This window comes from Bacilliculturomica massiliensis (assembly GCF_900605495.1).
Taxonomy (GTDB): domain Bacteria; phylum Bacillota; class Clostridia; order Peptostreptococcales; family Anaerovoracaceae; genus Bacilliculturomica; species Bacilliculturomica massiliensis.
This window is the reverse complement of sequence record NZ_LR027603.1, coordinates 1,605,836-1,622,367: the sequence shown is the minus strand read 5'-3', so window position 1 is coordinate 1,622,367 and position 16,532 is coordinate 1,605,836. Positions and strand designations below refer to the sequence as shown.

Below are 16,532 nucleotides of genomic sequence, written 5' to 3'. Positions count from 1 at the left end.
ACCATATTACGCGCTTTTTTTCATTATTTCTTTTTATATAGATGTAGGACTTTTTTAACATTTGTGTTGAAAGAATTTCCAGCAATTGATACACTGTATATAATAGGTGATAAATAAACTGGACAGGGAATAATTGGGCTTTTGCCCTTATCGAAGGACAGGTGGACACACAGATGATGAGAATGAGAATAAAAGGTTGGCGGCGGGCTGCCGGCGTAGTTCTGGCAGCTGCGCTGTTTTTTGCGCCCTGTGGACAGCAGGCAGGTCCGCTGCGGGTCCTGGCGGCGTCGTGGGACGCCGGAGAACGGGACACGGCGGGAGAGCCGGCAGCGGAGAGCGGCGGAGGCCTGCGGGAAGGGTTCCGCCTGAAAGACACAGAGCACGGACAGGTGAACTTTGCGGATATGAAATACACGCGGACCGATCCCGCAGTGATGAAGAGTCTGGCGGGAAACATCAGAAGACTGTCCCGGTCAGAGGACCGCCGGGAACTGACAGTCCGTCTTTTCGAACGTCTGATCCGGCGTTATGACCGGGCGGAGGGCATGTACCGTCTGGCGGGCGTTATGGCGGATCTTGACGGGAAGGACGAGTATTTCCAGGCGGAAGAGACCGCTATGGAAATGCTGGAGACAGAGCTTTCGGAAATGCTCAGAGTTGCGGCGCAGACTGTTTTGGATTCGCCCTGCGGCGCCTATGCGGCCGAACAGTGGGGAGAGGCGTTCTGCGCTGCTGTGGGCGATGAAGAAGCCATGACGCCGGAGCAGGAAAAACTGTCCTGCCGTGAGACCGAACTGCTGTCGGAGTACGCGGATAAGAGCATAGACGAGTACTACGCTGATTGGAACGGAAAGAAGGTCGGCATGGCGGATATCGACCAACTGTATGAAGAAGGGGAGATCTCCGACAGCCAGTGGAACGATCTCTGCGCAGAGATCAGCCGTGCGCAAAACGAGGTCTTGGGGCCGATCTATGTGGAACTGCTGAAAGTGAGAACGCAGATGGCGGAGCTCACCAATAACGGGCAGGGGCAGAAACAGAACTATCTGGATCAGATGTACGGTTCCTATATGAGGGAATATTCAACGGAAGACACCTCCGCTCTGTTTCAGTCGGTAAAAAAGATCATCGTTCCATTGGAGGACAAGATCATTTCAGCCAAGAACACCGACGGACTGAATGAATACGCCGCCAGATATCTGGATCCGGCGGAGACGATGAGGCGGGTCTCCGCGCATCTGGGCGAGATCGGTCCGGAGCTGACGGAATCCTATGATTACATGGTGAAATACGGTCTTTATGATCTGGATTACAGGGAAAATAAATTTAACGGCGCCTATACCATCGCCCTGCCTGCGGAGCATTCGGTCTTTATGATGAATCAGCCGGACGGGTCCTTTTATGATTTTACATCCTTTATCCATGAATTTGGCCACTACAATCAGACTTACTGGACTGAGATCTATCCAACATGGCCGGAGTCTTTCAACGTGGACGTCTTCGAGGTCCATTCCCAGGGGCTGGAACTGCTGTTTCTGGAATACTATGACGATATGCTGGGGGAGTACGCGGACAGAGGAAAAACGGATCTGCTGGAAAATCTCATCTACAGTATAACCGGAGCCTGCATGACAGACCAGTTCGAGCAGTACGCGTATTCCCACCCCAAAGCCACCCTGCAGGAGCTGAACGAGGCCGCGGCCCGGATCGGCGCGGAATACGGATATGAAATGGACTGGCAGCCTTACGACTGGGTGGAGACGTCCCATATCTATGAGTCCCCTGGATATTATATCAGCTATGCGGTGTCGGCCATCGCGGCCTTCGAACTGTGGGCGGGATCCATCCATGACCGGGGTCAGGCGCTGGAAGATTATTACGATCTGATCAACATGCCTGACGAGCCTTTATTTGCGGCGCTGGAGAAATGCGGCCTGTCCCATCCCTTCGGGGAGGATGTGCTGGAACGCATCCGGCGCACGGTAGAACGGGAACTGGATATTCCGTCGGATGTGTACGGCCATTGGAGCGAATATTATGTGGACGACCTGTCATACAGAGGAATTGACCTGAGGCAAGCGGGCATGCTGGAGCAGAGACCTGAATCGGAAGATCAGGGAGTCTCTTTTCAGCCTGAGCGATCCGTCACACGGCGGGAATATGCCGCTCTGCTGTACGGGCTGGCGGATCAGGAGGGCGGAGGATCCACAGCGAAGATAGATTTTTCCGATATCGAGGACGGCGCGCTCAGCCGCCAGGACATGGCGCTGATGACCTGGCGATTCGCACAGACCTGCGGAGCGGAACTGCCCGGAGGCGGCCGGCGCATGAAAGGTTTTTCCGACGAGGCTGTCATCGGCGAAGGCCGGCTGGAAGCCGTGCGCGATCTCTGGAAAGGAGGAGCGCTGAACGGATATCCGGACGGAAGTTTTCGCCCGCTTGAACAGGCTACACGGGGAGAAGCGGCGGCGCTGATCGACCAGCTGTCCATTTAATCATTCATATGAAGCCGGGCTAGACGACCGGGCCCCGGAAAGGGCCGCCGGAGCGTCGCCGTGGCTATGGGAAAGCCGTATCAGAGGTCTGACAGTTTTGACAGATATGGCGTGTAATGTTTGTAAAAATCAGAATTTCACCGAAAATAATAGGTGGTAGCAATAGGTAAATCGTGGTATAATTTTTCTGCTCGACGGTAATCGACAAGATTTTTTCTACAGCACCATAGCCAAGGAATACACTCAGTAAGAAGAAGGAGAATACCGATGAATAGAAGGCGGGAGTCCAATGACCAGTTCTTCAAAAATGAGATCTGGGTTTATTACTCGTACATTAAAAAACTGTTATACACCTTAACACTGGATGCCAGCATTGCGGAAGATCTGGCTCAGGAAACCGTTATCAAGTGTTGGAAGAAAGCCGGACTGATCAAAACCTACAAAGATGTGAAAGCAGGTGTTTTACAGATCGCCAAAAACGAATTTCTTCAGTTCCGCAGAAGAAGTGAATCCGAGATCGAAGATCCCACGGATCCTCATCAGCTGCTCTGGCTGAAGGGCAGGTCCAACGTGGAAGACTACATCCGCAGAGATGGGGATATTCATCAATTTCTTTTCCTGTGCAATGGAGTGAAAAAAGAATACGTTCAAGTCGTCCTTCTTGCTGACTACTACGAATTTTCCCTGAAGGAAATCGCAAAACTGCTTCACCGAAATTATAATACTGTAGTTTCACAGCATGCCAGAGGTCTGGAAGAACTGAGGAAAAACAGTCTGGCGTCGGATAGCGGGGAAAGGAGGAATGCACAGTGAAGCGGAATAAAGACGAAGATGTGCAGATCACTCCCGAAGAAAAAGAAATGCTCCGCCGCCTGATGGAAACGCCGGGGATCGAAAAGGACTGGGATTTTTTCCAGGACCTGAACATGGATGTGCCGCCGCCGGAGTTCTTTATGAGAGGTAGACCGGAGCGTCATATCGGACTGCGGCGCATCGGCCGAAAGGCGCTGAAGGCCGGCGGTTTCGTGGCCTGCGTGCTGATCTGCGCGATGATCATCGCGCCGTTCATGGTTCCGGACACGGCGAATGCTGATAAGACGCCCTTTCAGATCCTGGCGGAGAATATTCGGAATGGGTTTGCAGAGGTAAAGCCTGATGGACAAGACATGGAAGAAACGACATCTGAAATCATAATATCAGATGAAGCCCAAATTGATAGTATCGGGAAAGGCTTTTTTGCGGATTTAAAAAAGCCCTTATATATTTCAGACAACTACTCCTTTGATAATTTGTTGATAGAAAAGGGGGAAGCTGGTTACTATAATGCGACTTACTTGTATAAGAATAAAAATGAAGATATGGTCAAGATTGTACAGAGAAGTATTACAGAAGAATCAGAAAACGTTTTTAATTTCTTTGGAAATGAAGGGGAAGCATTACACGAAAACGAATTATATTTTCAGCATGATGAAGTGAGTGGAAATAATATGTTAACTGTTTGGCCCAATAAAAAAACTAGGTTCATTATCTCAGGCGAATTAGAGAATCAGGAGTTGGAAAAAATTTATAATAATCTAAAATAAAAATATTTCTTACTTTTTGCAATTTTTGAGTCACAAAAAGCATCTTATATAGTGGAACCTGTTACAATCATATGACCAAAGGAGGAGAAATGAAGAAAAGAAGAAGCTTATTTGTTATTGTAATGTGCGTAGTCCTGCTCTTTTCCACAACAGCAGCTTTTGCAGCTGACTTAGACGTAAAAGTGAACGGGGTGGATGACACGCGCACCATCGGCAGTGGTAGTGTTAGCTTTACCCGTGCAGATGCACTGCGAGGAAAGGCCATTTATTCAGCCAGTTCTTTCAGCACCAATGTTGAATACATCAAGGCTACGGTGACTGTTGAGCGGAAGTACTCCAGTGGCTGGGATCAATATTATGCGCCCTATGAAGTTTATGGAAATTCCAGGACTGGTGAAATTGATGTGGTCGAGTATATTGATGTCAATGCTTCTGGAACGTATCGCATTAAAGTAGTATTTGAGGACAAAGTCAATGGTGTGGTTAATCGGACCAGCGGCAGATACTCGTCCGCCATCAGCCTCTAACTCGGACCTGAATTAGTCAGTCTGACAAGGCTATGGTGTCTTAAAAAGGGGATAAGGCGGAGATGGTGTGTGAAATCCGCCGATGCTGTCGGGTATTGTTGGAAATATCCGGCGGCATGTAACAAAATTTCGACAGTATTCTGAACGGAAATTGAGGATAATGTTGGAAGAGGGATTAGGGGGAAAGAATGAAATGAACATTTATCAAAAAAGGGAAACAGGGATCAAGGGAAACGAAGAATGTTTCGGGCTGAACAACGGTTGTACAGGCTCCCATTCTCCGGCGGCGTTGGGGGACGCTGCGGAGAGTGCTGTGGTTAGGAGGATGATCTTATGCTTTTAACTACTTACGGCCCGATTTTCTTCATCGTCGCAACAGCTGTCATGTACATGATCTTCATTCCGCTGTTGATCAGCGAATGGAAACACATGCGTGAACAGGAACGAAAACTGATGCGGAAAAAGTAACGTACGGGGAAAGGGGACAGCTTATGGGGTTGCTGTCCCTTTTTCGTGTCTGAAAACACGTCAATATGGAAGCGATGGTATTTTCCATTGCTTTTTTTATTGCCATGCTGTTTAATAAAAGAAAAGGGAACGATAGGTGCGTGGAGGAACAGGAGGGGGACGGGATCATGATGGAGGAAAAAAAGCGCGGAAGAGATTTTGCACGGGAGATGACGCGTGGCCGGCGGATCTTTTTATTCTGTTTCGCCGCGTCGGCGGCCGCTCTGGTGATCTATGCGGCGCTGTTTTTTTATCTGTATCTGGATAGACCGGTTTTTGTGAGGCATTACCTGGACCTGGAGTTTCCGCAAGCGGCGGCCGCAGCGGAGAACGCCGAAGGGGAACTGGATGGAGACGCCGGCGGCATAGAATCGGAAGCGGATGACGGCGTCCCCAATTACATCCACCCCCTGGAATTTCGTATGTATTACTTAACGGAGCGTTTCGACCGCAGGATCGTCTCGACTGTGATCTTTGAGGAGGCGCCGGAGCTGTCCTTCCGGGCGGATGAGAACACCGGCGGCCCGTGGTTTTTTATGGATAACGGCGAGACGGAGATCGGGATACCCTGCGGGAGGTACAGCGTGCGCAGTGTGAACATGAGCTTGTTGGAGACTATGGACTTCAGGGAGCTTGGCGATGTAACGCTGTCCCGGGCCAGAGTGCTCTTCAGCGACGGCACGGAAATGAATGCGGATATGGGGAAGCTGATCCTTCGGCAGCCGGAGGAGAACAGCTCGGAACGGCTGCATTCGGATAGGGCGGAAGCGTCCAGCGACGGAACCGGCAGCGAAAGTTTTGTGGCTTCGGAAAATCTGCGGTTTGCCGGTCTGGAGGAGCGCATGCTGGCAGAGATGAACGGGCTGTGGTCGATCCAGATCAACGGCGACGAATACACAGAGGCCGTGGGAAAGGAATATGAGATGGGGAAGCTGATCAAAGTTTCTTTTGCCGTTCAGGTACCGGAAGCGGAGAGACGCTTCGATATCTATGACGCCCGTCCCTGTCTGCTGTTTGAAAACGAGCATGGGAGACAGCGGAGAATGGAGCTGAATAATCTTAATTATTACGGCCCTTACGCGGGAGACGGGGTGTCCGCGGTAAAATATGTGAAAGCAAGGGAGGCGGAATAGATGTCTGAGAAATATAAAGTAGTCTTTTGGGGACTGTTTTTGACGACGGTTCACATCAACCTGGGTTCGATCCAGCTTTTGCCGCCTTTTATCGCGCTGCTGATCGTTTATGCGGGTCTCGGCGGGTTGTTCAGCATATCTGATCTGAATGAGTTTAAAACAGCCCGGACGTTTTGCCTGATCGCGGCGGCGGCCAATCTGTCGGGATGGGCGGCCGCGCTGGTGGGACCGGTGCTGGGACGGCAGCTGGGCGAGGGACTGAGCTCCGGCGTCTATATTATCTGTGAGATGGGCCTGTTCTACTTTTTGCTGACAGGCAGCGCCCGGGCGTTTCTGGCCCCCGATCTTCCCCGGAGCGCCTTATGGGCGGGGAGGGAAAACAACGCAGGTCATTCAGGGCCGGAGGCCGCGATGGATGAAAAGTTCGTTTTTTATCAGGGCAGAGCGGTTTTGATCACAGTGGTATTTGGGATCGTCAACGTGGGTCTGATCATCGGTTCCGCGCTCTATCTTGAAACGCTGTTGTGGCTGGTGATGCTGGCTGGTTTTATCGTTCAGATCTGGATGTTGGTCCTGGTCCACGGTCTGGATAAGGCGTGGAGGGCAGAACTCCCTCCCGGGGATCCGGCGGTCATCTCTGAAATGGGAAACAGGATGGACGGAGAGGTCCAGACCGCGGAAAAAGATCCGGAATTTGAAGAAAGGTAAGAACGGGGAGATCCCGCCCAACGCAGATGAAAAAGCGGACGGCGGCCCTCGTCAGGTGTTTTGGCGATGTCTATGAGCGGCAGATGGGAGCGGATATTCAGAGGACTTGTCCTGATCGCTGCGGCTGTGGCGCTGGCGATGGTCTTGTTGTGTCCTTCGCTGCTGTTTCTGTTCCCAGTCAGCTGTTTTTTTCTGTTCTTTCGGGTGTTTGAGCCGGACATGGAGCCGGCGGGATACCTGTCTGTAGTGAGATCCGTGTGCAAGATCGAATAGATCCTTTCTGTCAGTTGGTGCATCGACAGAAAGGAGATTTGAAATATGAGAAAAAGACAGCCGGGACAGGGACGGCTTATTTTGCCGTATGCTGATTTAATAATGGAAATGAAAGGATCTGACTGGGAAGAAACGCCGGATGGGGAGCTGCAGGAACACATAGCGCGCGCGGCGGAGCGCCGCAGGATCCGCAGGGAACAGAGCGCCGGACCGCTTCAGAGCGCCGGTGCGAAGATGGGAGCGGAGGAATGCGCGGAACTTTACAGCCTGCTTTCGCAGGCGGTATTTCGCTGCACCGGGCTGAAGCTGTTTGATACGCAATTGGCCGCCGCCCTGGCCATGGAGAACGGTAAGATCGTTCAGCTGCCCACCGGCGAGGGAAAGACGTTAGCCGCCGCAGTGACGGCGGCGGCCCGGGCCCTGGGGGGCGAGAAAGTACATATCTTTGTCTATAACGACTATCTGGCAGAGCGGGACTGGAGGGCCAATCAGGTTTTTTACAGATACTGCGGTCTCACCAGCGCCTGTATCGTCCAGAAGAGCAATAAACGGGAACGAAGACTGGGATACGGAGCCGACGTGCTGTATATTACGGCCAGGGAGGCTGGATTTGACTATCTGAAAAATTTTCTCTGCATGGAGCAGGAAGAGTGGGTGGTCATCCCCACGTCCTGCGGGATCGTGGACGAAGCTGATTCCATCCTCATCGACGAAGCGCGGATCCCGCTGGTGCTGGCGGGGAGCATGCCGGAGAGGGACCGTGAAGAGAGCGCGCAGACGACGGAAGACGGGCCGGTAAAACTGGCCTGGCGGGCGGCAGGACGCATGGGTCCGGCGGAGGTCGAGACGGATGCTGCCGGCGCCCGGGTCTGGCTGACGGCGAAAGGGATCTCACTGGCGGAAAGCCTGCTGGGGATCGACAATCTGTATGCGGAAGAGAACGCCGGTATGCATTCGGCTATGATGGCCGCTCTGGAGGCGAAGTATCTGCTGGAACGGGGGCGGGACTATCTGGTGACGGAAGAGGGCGTCAGGCTGGTGGACGGACTCACCGGCCGGATGGCGGAGTCCAGAAGGTATCCGGAACTGCTGCATCGGGCGGCAGAGGAGAAAGAGGGGATCGGCGCCGCGGCGTCTCTGGCGATCTACAATTCCATCCCGCTGCAGTTCTTTTTGAAACAATACGATATGCTTGCAGGAATGACCGGCACAGCGACGGGCTGCGAAAAAGAACTGAAGACCATGTACGGACTGGACACGATCCTGCTGTCTCCCCACGTCCCCTGTATCCGTGTGGATGAACCGGACTTTTTTGTATCGACAGAGGCGGAAAAGGAAGGGGCCGTCGTGCAGGAGGTACGGCGGGCGTATCAGCGGAGGCAGCCGGTACTTCTGGGGACGCAGAGCGTGGCGGAGTCTGAACGGTATGCGGAACTGCTGTCTGCGGCCGGCGTGCCCAATTTCCTGCTCAACGCCGCCCGGGCCGACCGCGAGGCGGAATTGATCGCACGGGCCGGAGAGCCGGGCCGGGTGACTGTTTCCACAAATATGGCGGGACGGGGCGTGGATATTCGTCTGGGCGGGCCGGAGGGTACGGACCGGACAGGAGGGGCGGACCGACGGGGGGACGTCGCGGAGGCGCCCGATCACGTGGAAGGAGGAAAAAGGGCGGAGGCACGAGCCGCGGGCGGTCTGTATGTGATCGGCTGCGGCCTGGCCGCCAACCGCCGCGTGGAAAATCAGCTGCGCGGACGGGCGGGCAGACAGGGAGACCCGGGCAAGAGCCGTTTTTTTATCAGCCTGGACGAGCCGATCTTTCAGACAGAATATGCCAGGAAGCTTTTTCGAAGAGGAAAATCCCCGAAGCTGGCGCGGGAGCTGCAGCGTGCAGGAGAAGGATCGGATGCGGAAAAACGCTACATGCTGGAGCGATATGCGGCTATATTGGAAGTACAGCGGCGAAGGATCACACACTGGCGCCGGGAGGTGCTGACGGGGGAGCGTCAGCCGGGTTTTCTGCAGGCGGAGGAGCCGGAGCTTTTCGAGCGGTACGCCGCGGATCTGGGATGGGCCACGGTGGAGAAAGCGGAACGGCAGCTGGCTTTGTATTTCTGCAACCGCTGCTGGTCCGATTATCTGGCTGTTATGGAAAATGTCAGGCCGGGGGTCCATCTGGCCCTGATCGGCGGAGAAAACCCGCTGGATTCGTACAATAAGACCGCTGTGAGGGCATTCGCGGAGATGGAGGAGGACATTCGGGCCTGCGTGATCGCCGGCATGAAGTCATGCCGGATCACAGAGCAGGGGATCGACCTGGAAAAAGAAGGACTGGGCGGTTCAGCAGTGACGTGGACATACGCCGTAGATGAAAATCCCGGACAGTTTTCCGGACTGCCGCTGATCCTTCGCAGACCTTAGACCGGCGATTTTTACCGGGAAGGAATATGAGGACGCCGAACCGAATAAAGTTCTTCTGGAGGTGATCGTATGGCAAAGAGGACGATCGTGGTAAATGGGTACGCCTATCCTAATATAAATCCGGAATTGCTGGCGGAGACCGCGCCGGATCTGACATTCGTGTCGGCGTTCAGTTACGGCGTCAATGCCGGCGGCGGCCTGATCCCGCTGGACGACGAGGTGATCATCCGCACGGCCGCCCCTTATGGAGCGCGGGCGCTGATGGTCCTTTCATCGCTGGAGGGCGAAGGCGGCATGGACAGCGATCTGCTGGGTCAGATTTTGGGAACGGCGGAGTCTCAGGAACGCCTGATCGACGAGATACTCGCCAATTTGAGAGCGAAGGGCATGTACGGAGTGGACTTTGATTTCGAATATATTCCGGCCGGGGATAAAGACCTTTACAGCAGCCTGATCGAGCGGGCCAGAATACGGCTTAACGCGGAAGGCTATGTGGTCCTGGCGGCCCTGGCGCCGAAGATCGCCACGGATCAGCCGGGGCTGCTTTACGAAGGGCATGACTACGCGGCGATCGGCAAGGCGGCCAATCTGGTGATGCTGATGACTTACGAGTGGGGATTCACTTACGGTCCTCCCATGGCCGTTGCGCCTGTCAACAGAGTCCGTGAGGTGCTGGACTACGGCGTGACGCAGATCGACCCGTCCAGGATCCTCATGGGGATCCCCAACTACGGATACGACTGGACCCTCCCCTTTGTAGAAGGAGAATCGCGGGCCCGCAGCATCGGAAACGAGGAAGCGGTCTGGCTGGCAAATTACCGCGGAGCGGAGATCCTCTTTGACGAGGTGGCTCAGGCCCCGTTCTTCTTCTACGAAGACGAGGACAATCGGGAACACGAGGTCTGGTTCGAGGACGCCAGAAGCATCCGCGCCAAGCTGCGGCTGGTGGAGGAATACGGGCTGGCCGGGGTAAGTTACTGGAATCTCATGCGGCCCTTCCGGGCAAACTGGGAGGTCCTGCGGGAAATGTTCAACGTGGCGAAGCTGTAAGGGCGGAGCCGGTCATAGGAAAAGGTCCCAGTCCATTTTTTTCAGGACGCCGGGGCCTTTTTTCTATGATCAGGTGCGTTTTGACAGCAGCATCACCGCCCCCGGAGCTTGACAAAGAAACCGTGGCCTGCTATATTAGTTAAGTAAATATAATTAAATTAGCTTAACTAATTCCCGCCTGACAGATCTGAAATTCGGAGACGGGAAGAAAAAACCCATACCGCAGACAGTGAACACAGACAGGAGAAGAACGTTGAAGGAAAAAAAGCAGATCAATTTACTGGACAGTTTGAATCAATATTATTTTGATATGACGGTGTGTTCGATCCGCCAGCTGCACAGAGACGCGGGACTGAATATCTCGTATAACAGCGTAATGTATCTGGATATTATCTCCTATCAGGAGAACTGCACGATCAGTTCGCTGGCGGAGACCCTGCAGATCTCACGGTCGGCGGTGACGATGAAGGTAAACGAGCTGGTCGGCAAAGGTCTGGTCGTAAAGACGCAGAGCAGCCAGGACAGGCGCGTGTTCTATCTGCGGGTGAGCGATGAGGTGGAGCGGACGCTGGACGCGTACGACAGGCCCATCGAAAAGGCGGTGCGGCGGATCGAGACGGCGTACACGCCGGAACAGATCCGGACATTCTGCGATATGATCCGGATTTTTAGTGAAGAATGTAAGTCAGAGGGGGATGAATAACATGGAACGCCGGATCGATCCGGACCTGAGAAAGGGGAGGGAGACGGATCAAAAAAACGAGCCGGAACAAAGATTGGATCAGGAACATCAGAGAATGTTTGAGAGCCTGCCGCCGGGGGAGCTTTTCCTCAAGTGCGCAGTGCCCAGTATGATCAGCATGGCGGTGACGTCGCTCTACACAGTGGCGGACGGTATTTTTGTGGGACGGTTTATCGGTTCAGGAGCGCTGGCCGCCATCAATCTGGTCATGCCGTTTATTATGATGAGCTTTGCGCTTTCGGATATGATCGCCGCAGGTTCGTCCGTACAGATATCCATCAGGCTGGGAGAGAAGAAGGGCGACGAGGCAAACCGCATTTTCAGTTTCTGCAGTCTGTTGATCTTCGCCATCTCCTGCGCCATGGGCGCGGCGGGCTGGCTGTTCGCCGGTCCGCTGGTCAGGCTCATGGGAGCGGATGAGACGGTCACGGCGCTGGCGGTGGAGTACATGCGGGTCTACGCCGTATTCTCGCCGGGCATAATGATATTCTTTGCGCTGGACAATTATCTGCGCATCTGCGGGAAAGTCCGCTACAGCATGCTGATGAACGTGGGTATTTCGCTGCTGAACATCGTCCTGGACGCGCTGTTCATCGCAGTGTGGGGCTGGGGGATCGGGGCTGCGGCGCTGGCCTCCTGCATCAGCCTGATGGCGGGCACGGTCATCGGTTTCGCGCCGTTCCTGAGCCGCAGGCTGCCGTTGAAACTGGTCCGAGGCCGGATATCCCTCCGCATGACAGGAAATATTCTGGCGAACGGCAGTTCGGAGTTTTTCTCCAATATTTCCGGCTCGGCGCTGATGGTCATCATGAATACGGTGCTGCTCCGACTGGGCGGAGCCATGGCGGTGGCGGCCTTTTCCATCGTGATGTACATCGACAGCGTGGTCAAATCCCTGCTGTTTGGCATGGCGGATTCTCTGCAGCCGGCGATCAGCTACAATTATGGGGCGGGAAACCGCAGCCGTATGTTTGCCATTGAAAAACGCCTGCTCCTGGCAGGCGCGGTGCTGTCGATGACAGTGCTTCTGGGACTTCTCCTAAGCGGACAGCACATGATCGCGCTGTTTCTCGACGGAAGCGACAAGTCGCTGATCGAGCTGAGCTGGCGTGCCATGAAGCTGTTTTCTATGTCCTATCTGATCTGCTGGTTCGGAATGATCGCCGGATCGTTTTTCACGGCGCTGAACCGCCCGGTGTGTTCGCTGACTGTGGCGTTCGGACAGACACTGGTCTTCCCGCTGCTGTCTCTCATGACGCTGCCCGCAGTGCTGGGACTGGACGGCGTCTGGCTTACCGGTCTGGCGGCGGGATGCATGAGCGCGCTGCTGGCGGCGGTCTTTTTCGTCAGGGTTCAAAAAACGGCCTGTATCAGGAACATATAGACCGCCGTGCCGCAGAGGATGCTGATGAGATTATTTCGCTTCCACAGGTGCAGGGCCACTACGGTCAAAATTGCCAGAAGCTCCGGGACGCCGTGGGGCGCCGCAAGTATCGGCGTGCTGCGCAGGCAGTATACCACCAGCATGGCCATGACGGCGGGCGGAAGGGCATTGCCCAGATAGGTGATGATCTTCGGCGTCTCGCCTCTGGAAAACAGAACGAAAGGCGCCAGCCGCGTACAGAAGGTCACGGCGGCGATGACCAGAATGACTGCGGCCGCATACATGGGACCGGTAAGATGGATCATAAAGTGACCTCCTTTCTTACTTCGGGGTCGGCAGACGTTGCCGCGGCCTCCGCCGGGGCTGTGTCTGCGTCAGCAGTAAGAACGTCCTCGTCGCTCTGAAGCTTGGCGCTGATCGGCCGTCTGAAGACCAGAAGCAGTGCGGTGATCAGCAGCATGGCGGGCAGCGCCATATTGTCGGGGCCTACGGCGATGAGCACAGCCGCAGATGCGGCCAGTCCGATAAGAGCCGGGCGGTGCGTTTTGTAAGCTTTCCATTGATCCAGGAAGATGACGATGAAAAGGGCGGTCATGGCAAAATCCATGCCGGTAGTGTCAAATGTAATGAATGATCCCAGCAGCGAACCCAGGACCGAACCTGCCACCCAGTAGCACTGGTTCAGAAAAGATACGCTGAACAGAAATTTTTTCGGATCCACATCTTCCGGAGACTGAATGGAGCAGAGCAGGGAATAGGTCTCGTCGGTCAGTGAAAAGATCATATAACCTTTCGCTTTGCCCATTTTGCTGAAGGTGTCCAGAAAGGACAGTCCGTAAAACATGTGCCGGATGTTGACCAGCAGCGTCATGACGGCGGCCTGGATCAGGCTCAGACCGGAGGTGAGGATGCTGACGGCGATAAACTGCATGGCTCCGGCGTAGACCAGGACGCTCATGCCAAAGGCCCAGACAAAATTGTAGCCTGCGTTCTGAAACAGCAGGCCGAAGGCGATTCCGATGGACAGATAACCTAACATAATGGGAACAGTACAGGGGAATGCCGCTTTTAACGCTTTTTTCATAATTATCACTTGCGATCCGCTGTGTGCGGCTTTCATTCTATATTTTGTTTGATCTGCTGAAAAGTCTGAATTTACAATGAGAGGGGCCGGAAAATGCGGCCCCTGACAACTGCGTGCTATTGCGGTTCGATCTTATACGAATTTAACGGCGGTGCCGTAGGCAATGACCTCGGCCGCGCCCTGCATGACGGCGGCGGAGGAATAGCGCATTGCCACCACCGCGTCCGCGCCCATGGCCTGAGCCTCCTCGACCATCCGCTTTGTGGCCAGCGCTCTGGCTTCATTCATCATGTCGGTATACGATTTCAGCTCGCCGCCCACGATGGTCTTGAAGCCCTGCGTGATGTCCCTTCCAATATTTTTGGACTGAATGGTGCTCCCCTTGACCAGACCGAGAGTCTCCAGCTGCTTTCCGCTAATTGTTTCAGTAGTTACTAAGATCATCTTCTTCTCCACTCCTTACCTCATTAATTCTCTCAACCAATACATAAATTGCCACGCCGATGAACGCAGATGGGATCAGTGCTCCCAAAAGTTTCGCGATCAGCGGCAGGTCGATCAGAAGACAGGCGATTAAAAACACAAAAAGGTACAGCACGACAGCCACGGTTATGATGACCGGGGCCACCAGTTTCTTTGTATGCATCTGAAAACCCTCCCTTCTGAATTATGTATTATTATAACGCCAGGACCGGATCGCCGCAAGGAGAAATTCCTGTATTTCAGCGGAGGCGGAGGGAACGGAAAGACCCTCCGGCGCCGTTGAATGGCGGACGGAGGGTCTGCACAGGAAATAAAGGATCACCCGATGGAGATTACTGAGCGAAGTTTTTTCCCAGTTCCCGGCACTTTTCCAAAGCGCTTTCATCAGGGGTCTCATTGACGATCAGCCCTTCGTCGCTGAAGAGCGCCGCGCCGGCGCCGGCTGCCCGTGCAGCCCAGTCGCGCATCCATTGTCCGTCGCCCCACCCGTAGGAACCGAAGAGCGCCACGGGTTTTCCGCCCAGAGAAGACTCCAGTTCAGAAAAGAAGGGTTCGAATTCGCTTTCTTCCAGATTTTCGGCTCCCATGGAAGGGCAGCCGAGGGCCAGTTTATCATAGGATCCGGCCTGTGCGGCAGTTATTTCCGATACGGAAAACAGAGATGTCTCCGCGCCTGCGGAGAGGGCGCCCTCGCAGATGGCTCTGGCCATCGCCTCGGTATTTCCCGTTCCACTCCAGTAGATGACTGCGATTTTACTCATATGTATGACCTCCCAATTTTTATTTTCGACTTCGGCGAGACGGCATGTTCAGCCGCGGCCTGACTGCTGCAGGCTTACGCTGCAGCCGACGAGACGGAAAGCAGCCTGAGGAGCCGTTCGCCTTTTGCAATGCGTTCGCAGAGAAAATCACGACATGCGGTGTATTCTGCGAACGTCTGTTTTCTTTGTTCTGCGTCGGAATAGACCTTCCAATAGCCGCTGAACAGAAAATCCTTCCCCTTATTCTCGATAAAACCGAAGACGTCGGCAGGGGGATAACCCAGAAACAGGCCGATCTCATGGGGAAATCCGCCGCTGGAAGCGATCCGCGTTTTCAGATGCCGCAGCGCCGAATCTGACCAGCCCGGCAGATCCGTATGAGGATAGCCGATGGAATGAAGAAAATCCATGACAGCTGGCTGAGAAAGTTCACTGTTCAAAAGAGCTTTCCGGTAAACGAATACCAACGCGCGTTTTTCACATTCACAGAGAATTTCAAACGCCAGGCCGCCGGCCCTGAGCGCCCGGCTGTAACGGCGCAGTTGTGACGAAAGGCCGGGGTGGCGATCTTTGGAAAAAGAAACGAGGTTTGCGGATTTTATGCCCAGCAATACGGGCGCGCAGTGGCTGGCCAGCGTTTCTTCAAATATTGTTTCGGTCTGATTCATAGTGATAGATTCTCCTGGTTTCTGGATTTTACATGTGACGGCCGCCGTGTCCGGACGGGGAGCCGGCGGCATATTCAGAACAATGCCCGGGCAGGACCAGATAATAGCAGTCCAATGTACTGCTGCATTGTCCCGCAGATGGTCAGCATAGGCTGACGAAAGGGCTAAACGGCGGACGTCTGATCAGCAAAGCGTACTGTGCTGGGCCTGGCAGGCACAGGCTTCTCTCTGGCTGCACCCTGCGCAGTGCTGGGACAGAAGCTGTTTCAGCGCACTGCTGCTGCTGCTGTGACACCTGATCACGCAGGCGTCGCATCGGCTGGCCTGCTGTACCGCAGAGCATACCAGTTTGTGAGATACCGTATTCGTAAATAACACCATCAGATCGGGCGTTCCGATCTTTTTCTTGAAATCCGCAGGCATCTTTGCGAACACCTTCGCTTTGTATCCAAAACTCCTGCATATCTCCCTGTACTGCTGATACATTCTCTCATTTCCGCCTACGATCACAACGCTCATAGATCCTCCTCCCAAATCATTCCGGCCAAAGCCGCATTTTGATTGCTTACGTTTCTGCATAAAGTTAGCGGAGGCTAACTTTATGTTTGAATGTTAGCATAGGCTAACTTGCTTGTCAAGACTTTGTCAAAATAAATAAGATCATTTTTTCTTTTATCGCTGCGGTAGTGCGCTTGATATCCCGGAGCGGGAAGCGG

General features: G+C 54.1%; 19 protein-coding genes. 12 read left to right on the top strand and 7 right to left on the bottom strand.

Annotation, left to right across the window (positions count from 1 at the left end; all coding sequences use genetic code 11):
* The first annotated feature begins 173 nt into the window (after positions 1-173).
* From E0E37_RS16620 to E0E37_RS16570, 12 genes are all read left to right on the top strand, one after another.
* Positions 174-2,495 carry an S-layer homology domain-containing protein gene (locus tag E0E37_RS16620; RefSeq protein ID WP_130864096.1) on the top strand — a complete coding sequence of 774 codons (2,322 nt, stop codon included), beginning with the start codon at positions 174-176 and terminating at the stop codon, positions 2,493-2,495.
* A gap of 267 nt (positions 2,496-2,762) precedes the next feature.
* Positions 2,763-3,308: an RNA polymerase sigma factor gene (locus E0E37_RS16615; RefSeq protein WP_130864095.1), complete on the top strand. Its 546-nt coding sequence runs from the start codon at positions 2,763-2,765 to the stop codon at positions 3,306-3,308.
* Positions 3,305-4,078: a hypothetical protein gene (locus E0E37_RS16610; protein ID WP_130864094.1), complete on the top strand. Its 774-nt coding sequence runs from the start codon at positions 3,305-3,307 to the stop codon at positions 4,076-4,078. The genes E0E37_RS16615 and E0E37_RS16610 overlap by 4 nt, the downstream gene beginning before the upstream one ends.
* 89 nt (positions 4,079-4,167) lie before the next feature.
* Positions 4,168-4,605, top strand: coding sequence for a hypothetical protein (locus E0E37_RS16605; RefSeq protein ID WP_130864093.1), 438 nt, complete (start codon positions 4,168-4,170; stop codon positions 4,603-4,605).
* A 333-nt stretch (positions 4,606-4,938) separates the two neighbouring features.
* A complete protein-coding gene (locus tag E0E37_RS19035) occupies positions 4,939-5,073 on the top strand; it encodes a hypothetical protein (protein ID WP_281275535.1) in 135 nt (44 codons plus the stop codon).
* A gap of 167 nt (positions 5,074-5,240) precedes the next feature.
* Entirely contained in the window at positions 5,241-6,245 is a 1,005-nt protein-coding gene (locus tag E0E37_RS16600; protein ID WP_130864092.1) for a hypothetical protein, read from the top strand.
* The gene (locus E0E37_RS16595; protein ID WP_130864091.1) at positions 6,246-6,953 is read left to right on the top strand and encodes a hypothetical protein; all 708 of its coding nucleotides are present in this window, start codon (positions 6,246-6,248) and stop codon (positions 6,951-6,953) included. It abuts the gene before it with no gap.
* Positions 6,954-7,025: 72 nt separating this feature from the next.
* Positions 7,026-7,226, top strand: a complete 201-nt coding sequence (locus E0E37_RS16590) for a hypothetical protein (RefSeq protein WP_130864090.1) — start codon at positions 7,026-7,028, stop codon at positions 7,224-7,226.
* A gap of 45 nt (positions 7,227-7,271) precedes the next feature.
* Positions 7,272-9,644 (top strand): preprotein translocase subunit SecA, encoded by a 2,373-nt coding sequence (locus E0E37_RS16585; protein WP_130864089.1) that lies wholly within the window; start codon positions 7,272-7,274, stop codon positions 9,642-9,644.
* Between the two features lie 69 nt (positions 9,645-9,713).
* Complete coding sequence (locus E0E37_RS16580) at positions 9,714-10,694, top strand: glycosyl hydrolase family 18 protein (protein WP_130864088.1); 981 nt, start codon at positions 9,714-9,716, stop codon at positions 10,692-10,694.
* A 253-nt stretch (positions 10,695-10,947) separates the two neighbouring features.
* Positions 10,948-11,397 carry a MarR family winged helix-turn-helix transcriptional regulator gene (locus E0E37_RS16575; protein ID WP_246019767.1) on the top strand — a complete coding sequence of 150 codons (450 nt, stop codon included), beginning with the start codon at positions 10,948-10,950 and terminating at the stop codon, positions 11,395-11,397.
* Entirely contained in the window at positions 11,390-12,820 is a 1,431-nt protein-coding gene (locus tag E0E37_RS16570) for an MATE family efflux transporter (RefSeq protein ID WP_246019766.1), read from the top strand. The genes E0E37_RS16575 and E0E37_RS16570 overlap by 8 nt, the downstream gene beginning before the upstream one ends.
* On the opposite strand, the gene E0E37_RS16565 is transcribed toward E0E37_RS16570, so the two are convergent.
* The 7 genes from E0E37_RS16565 to E0E37_RS16535 form a co-directional block, all read right to left on the bottom strand.
* Positions 12,790-13,125 (bottom strand): branched-chain amino acid transporter permease, encoded by a 336-nt coding sequence (locus tag E0E37_RS16565; protein ID WP_207302979.1) that lies wholly within the window; start codon positions 13,123-13,125, stop codon positions 12,790-12,792. The two genes, E0E37_RS16570 and E0E37_RS16565, sit on opposite strands and share 31 nt — an antisense overlap.
* A complete protein-coding gene (locus E0E37_RS16560) occupies positions 13,122-13,904 on the bottom strand; it encodes an AzlC family ABC transporter permease (protein WP_130864086.1) in 783 nt (260 codons plus the stop codon). Before E0E37_RS16560 ends, E0E37_RS16565 begins: the two co-directional genes overlap by 4 nt.
* A 132-nt stretch (positions 13,905-14,036) precedes the next feature.
* Complete coding sequence (locus E0E37_RS16555) at positions 14,037-14,348, bottom strand: YbjQ family protein (protein ID WP_130864085.1); 312 nt, start codon at positions 14,346-14,348, stop codon at positions 14,037-14,039.
* On the bottom strand, positions 14,329-14,550 hold the full coding sequence (locus tag E0E37_RS16550; protein WP_130864084.1) for a hypothetical protein: 222 nt from the start codon (positions 14,548-14,550) through the stop codon (positions 14,329-14,331). Before E0E37_RS16550 ends, E0E37_RS16555 begins: the two co-directional genes overlap by 20 nt.
* Positions 14,551-14,719: 169 nt before the next feature.
* Positions 14,720-15,148 carry a flavodoxin gene (locus tag E0E37_RS16545; protein WP_130864083.1) on the bottom strand — a complete coding sequence of 143 codons (429 nt, stop codon included), beginning with the start codon at positions 15,146-15,148 and terminating at the stop codon, positions 14,720-14,722.
* Between the two features lie 74 nt (positions 15,149-15,222).
* The gene (locus E0E37_RS16540; protein ID WP_165445417.1) at positions 15,223-15,816 is read right to left on the bottom strand and encodes a DUF3793 family protein; all 594 of its coding nucleotides are present in this window, start codon (positions 15,814-15,816) and stop codon (positions 15,223-15,225) included.
* A 183-nt stretch (positions 15,817-15,999) separates the two neighbouring features.
* Positions 16,000-16,335 (bottom strand): DUF2325 domain-containing protein, encoded by a 336-nt coding sequence (locus E0E37_RS16535; protein ID WP_130864081.1) that lies wholly within the window; start codon positions 16,333-16,335, stop codon positions 16,000-16,002.
* Between the last annotated feature and the right edge of the window lie 197 nt (positions 16,336-16,532).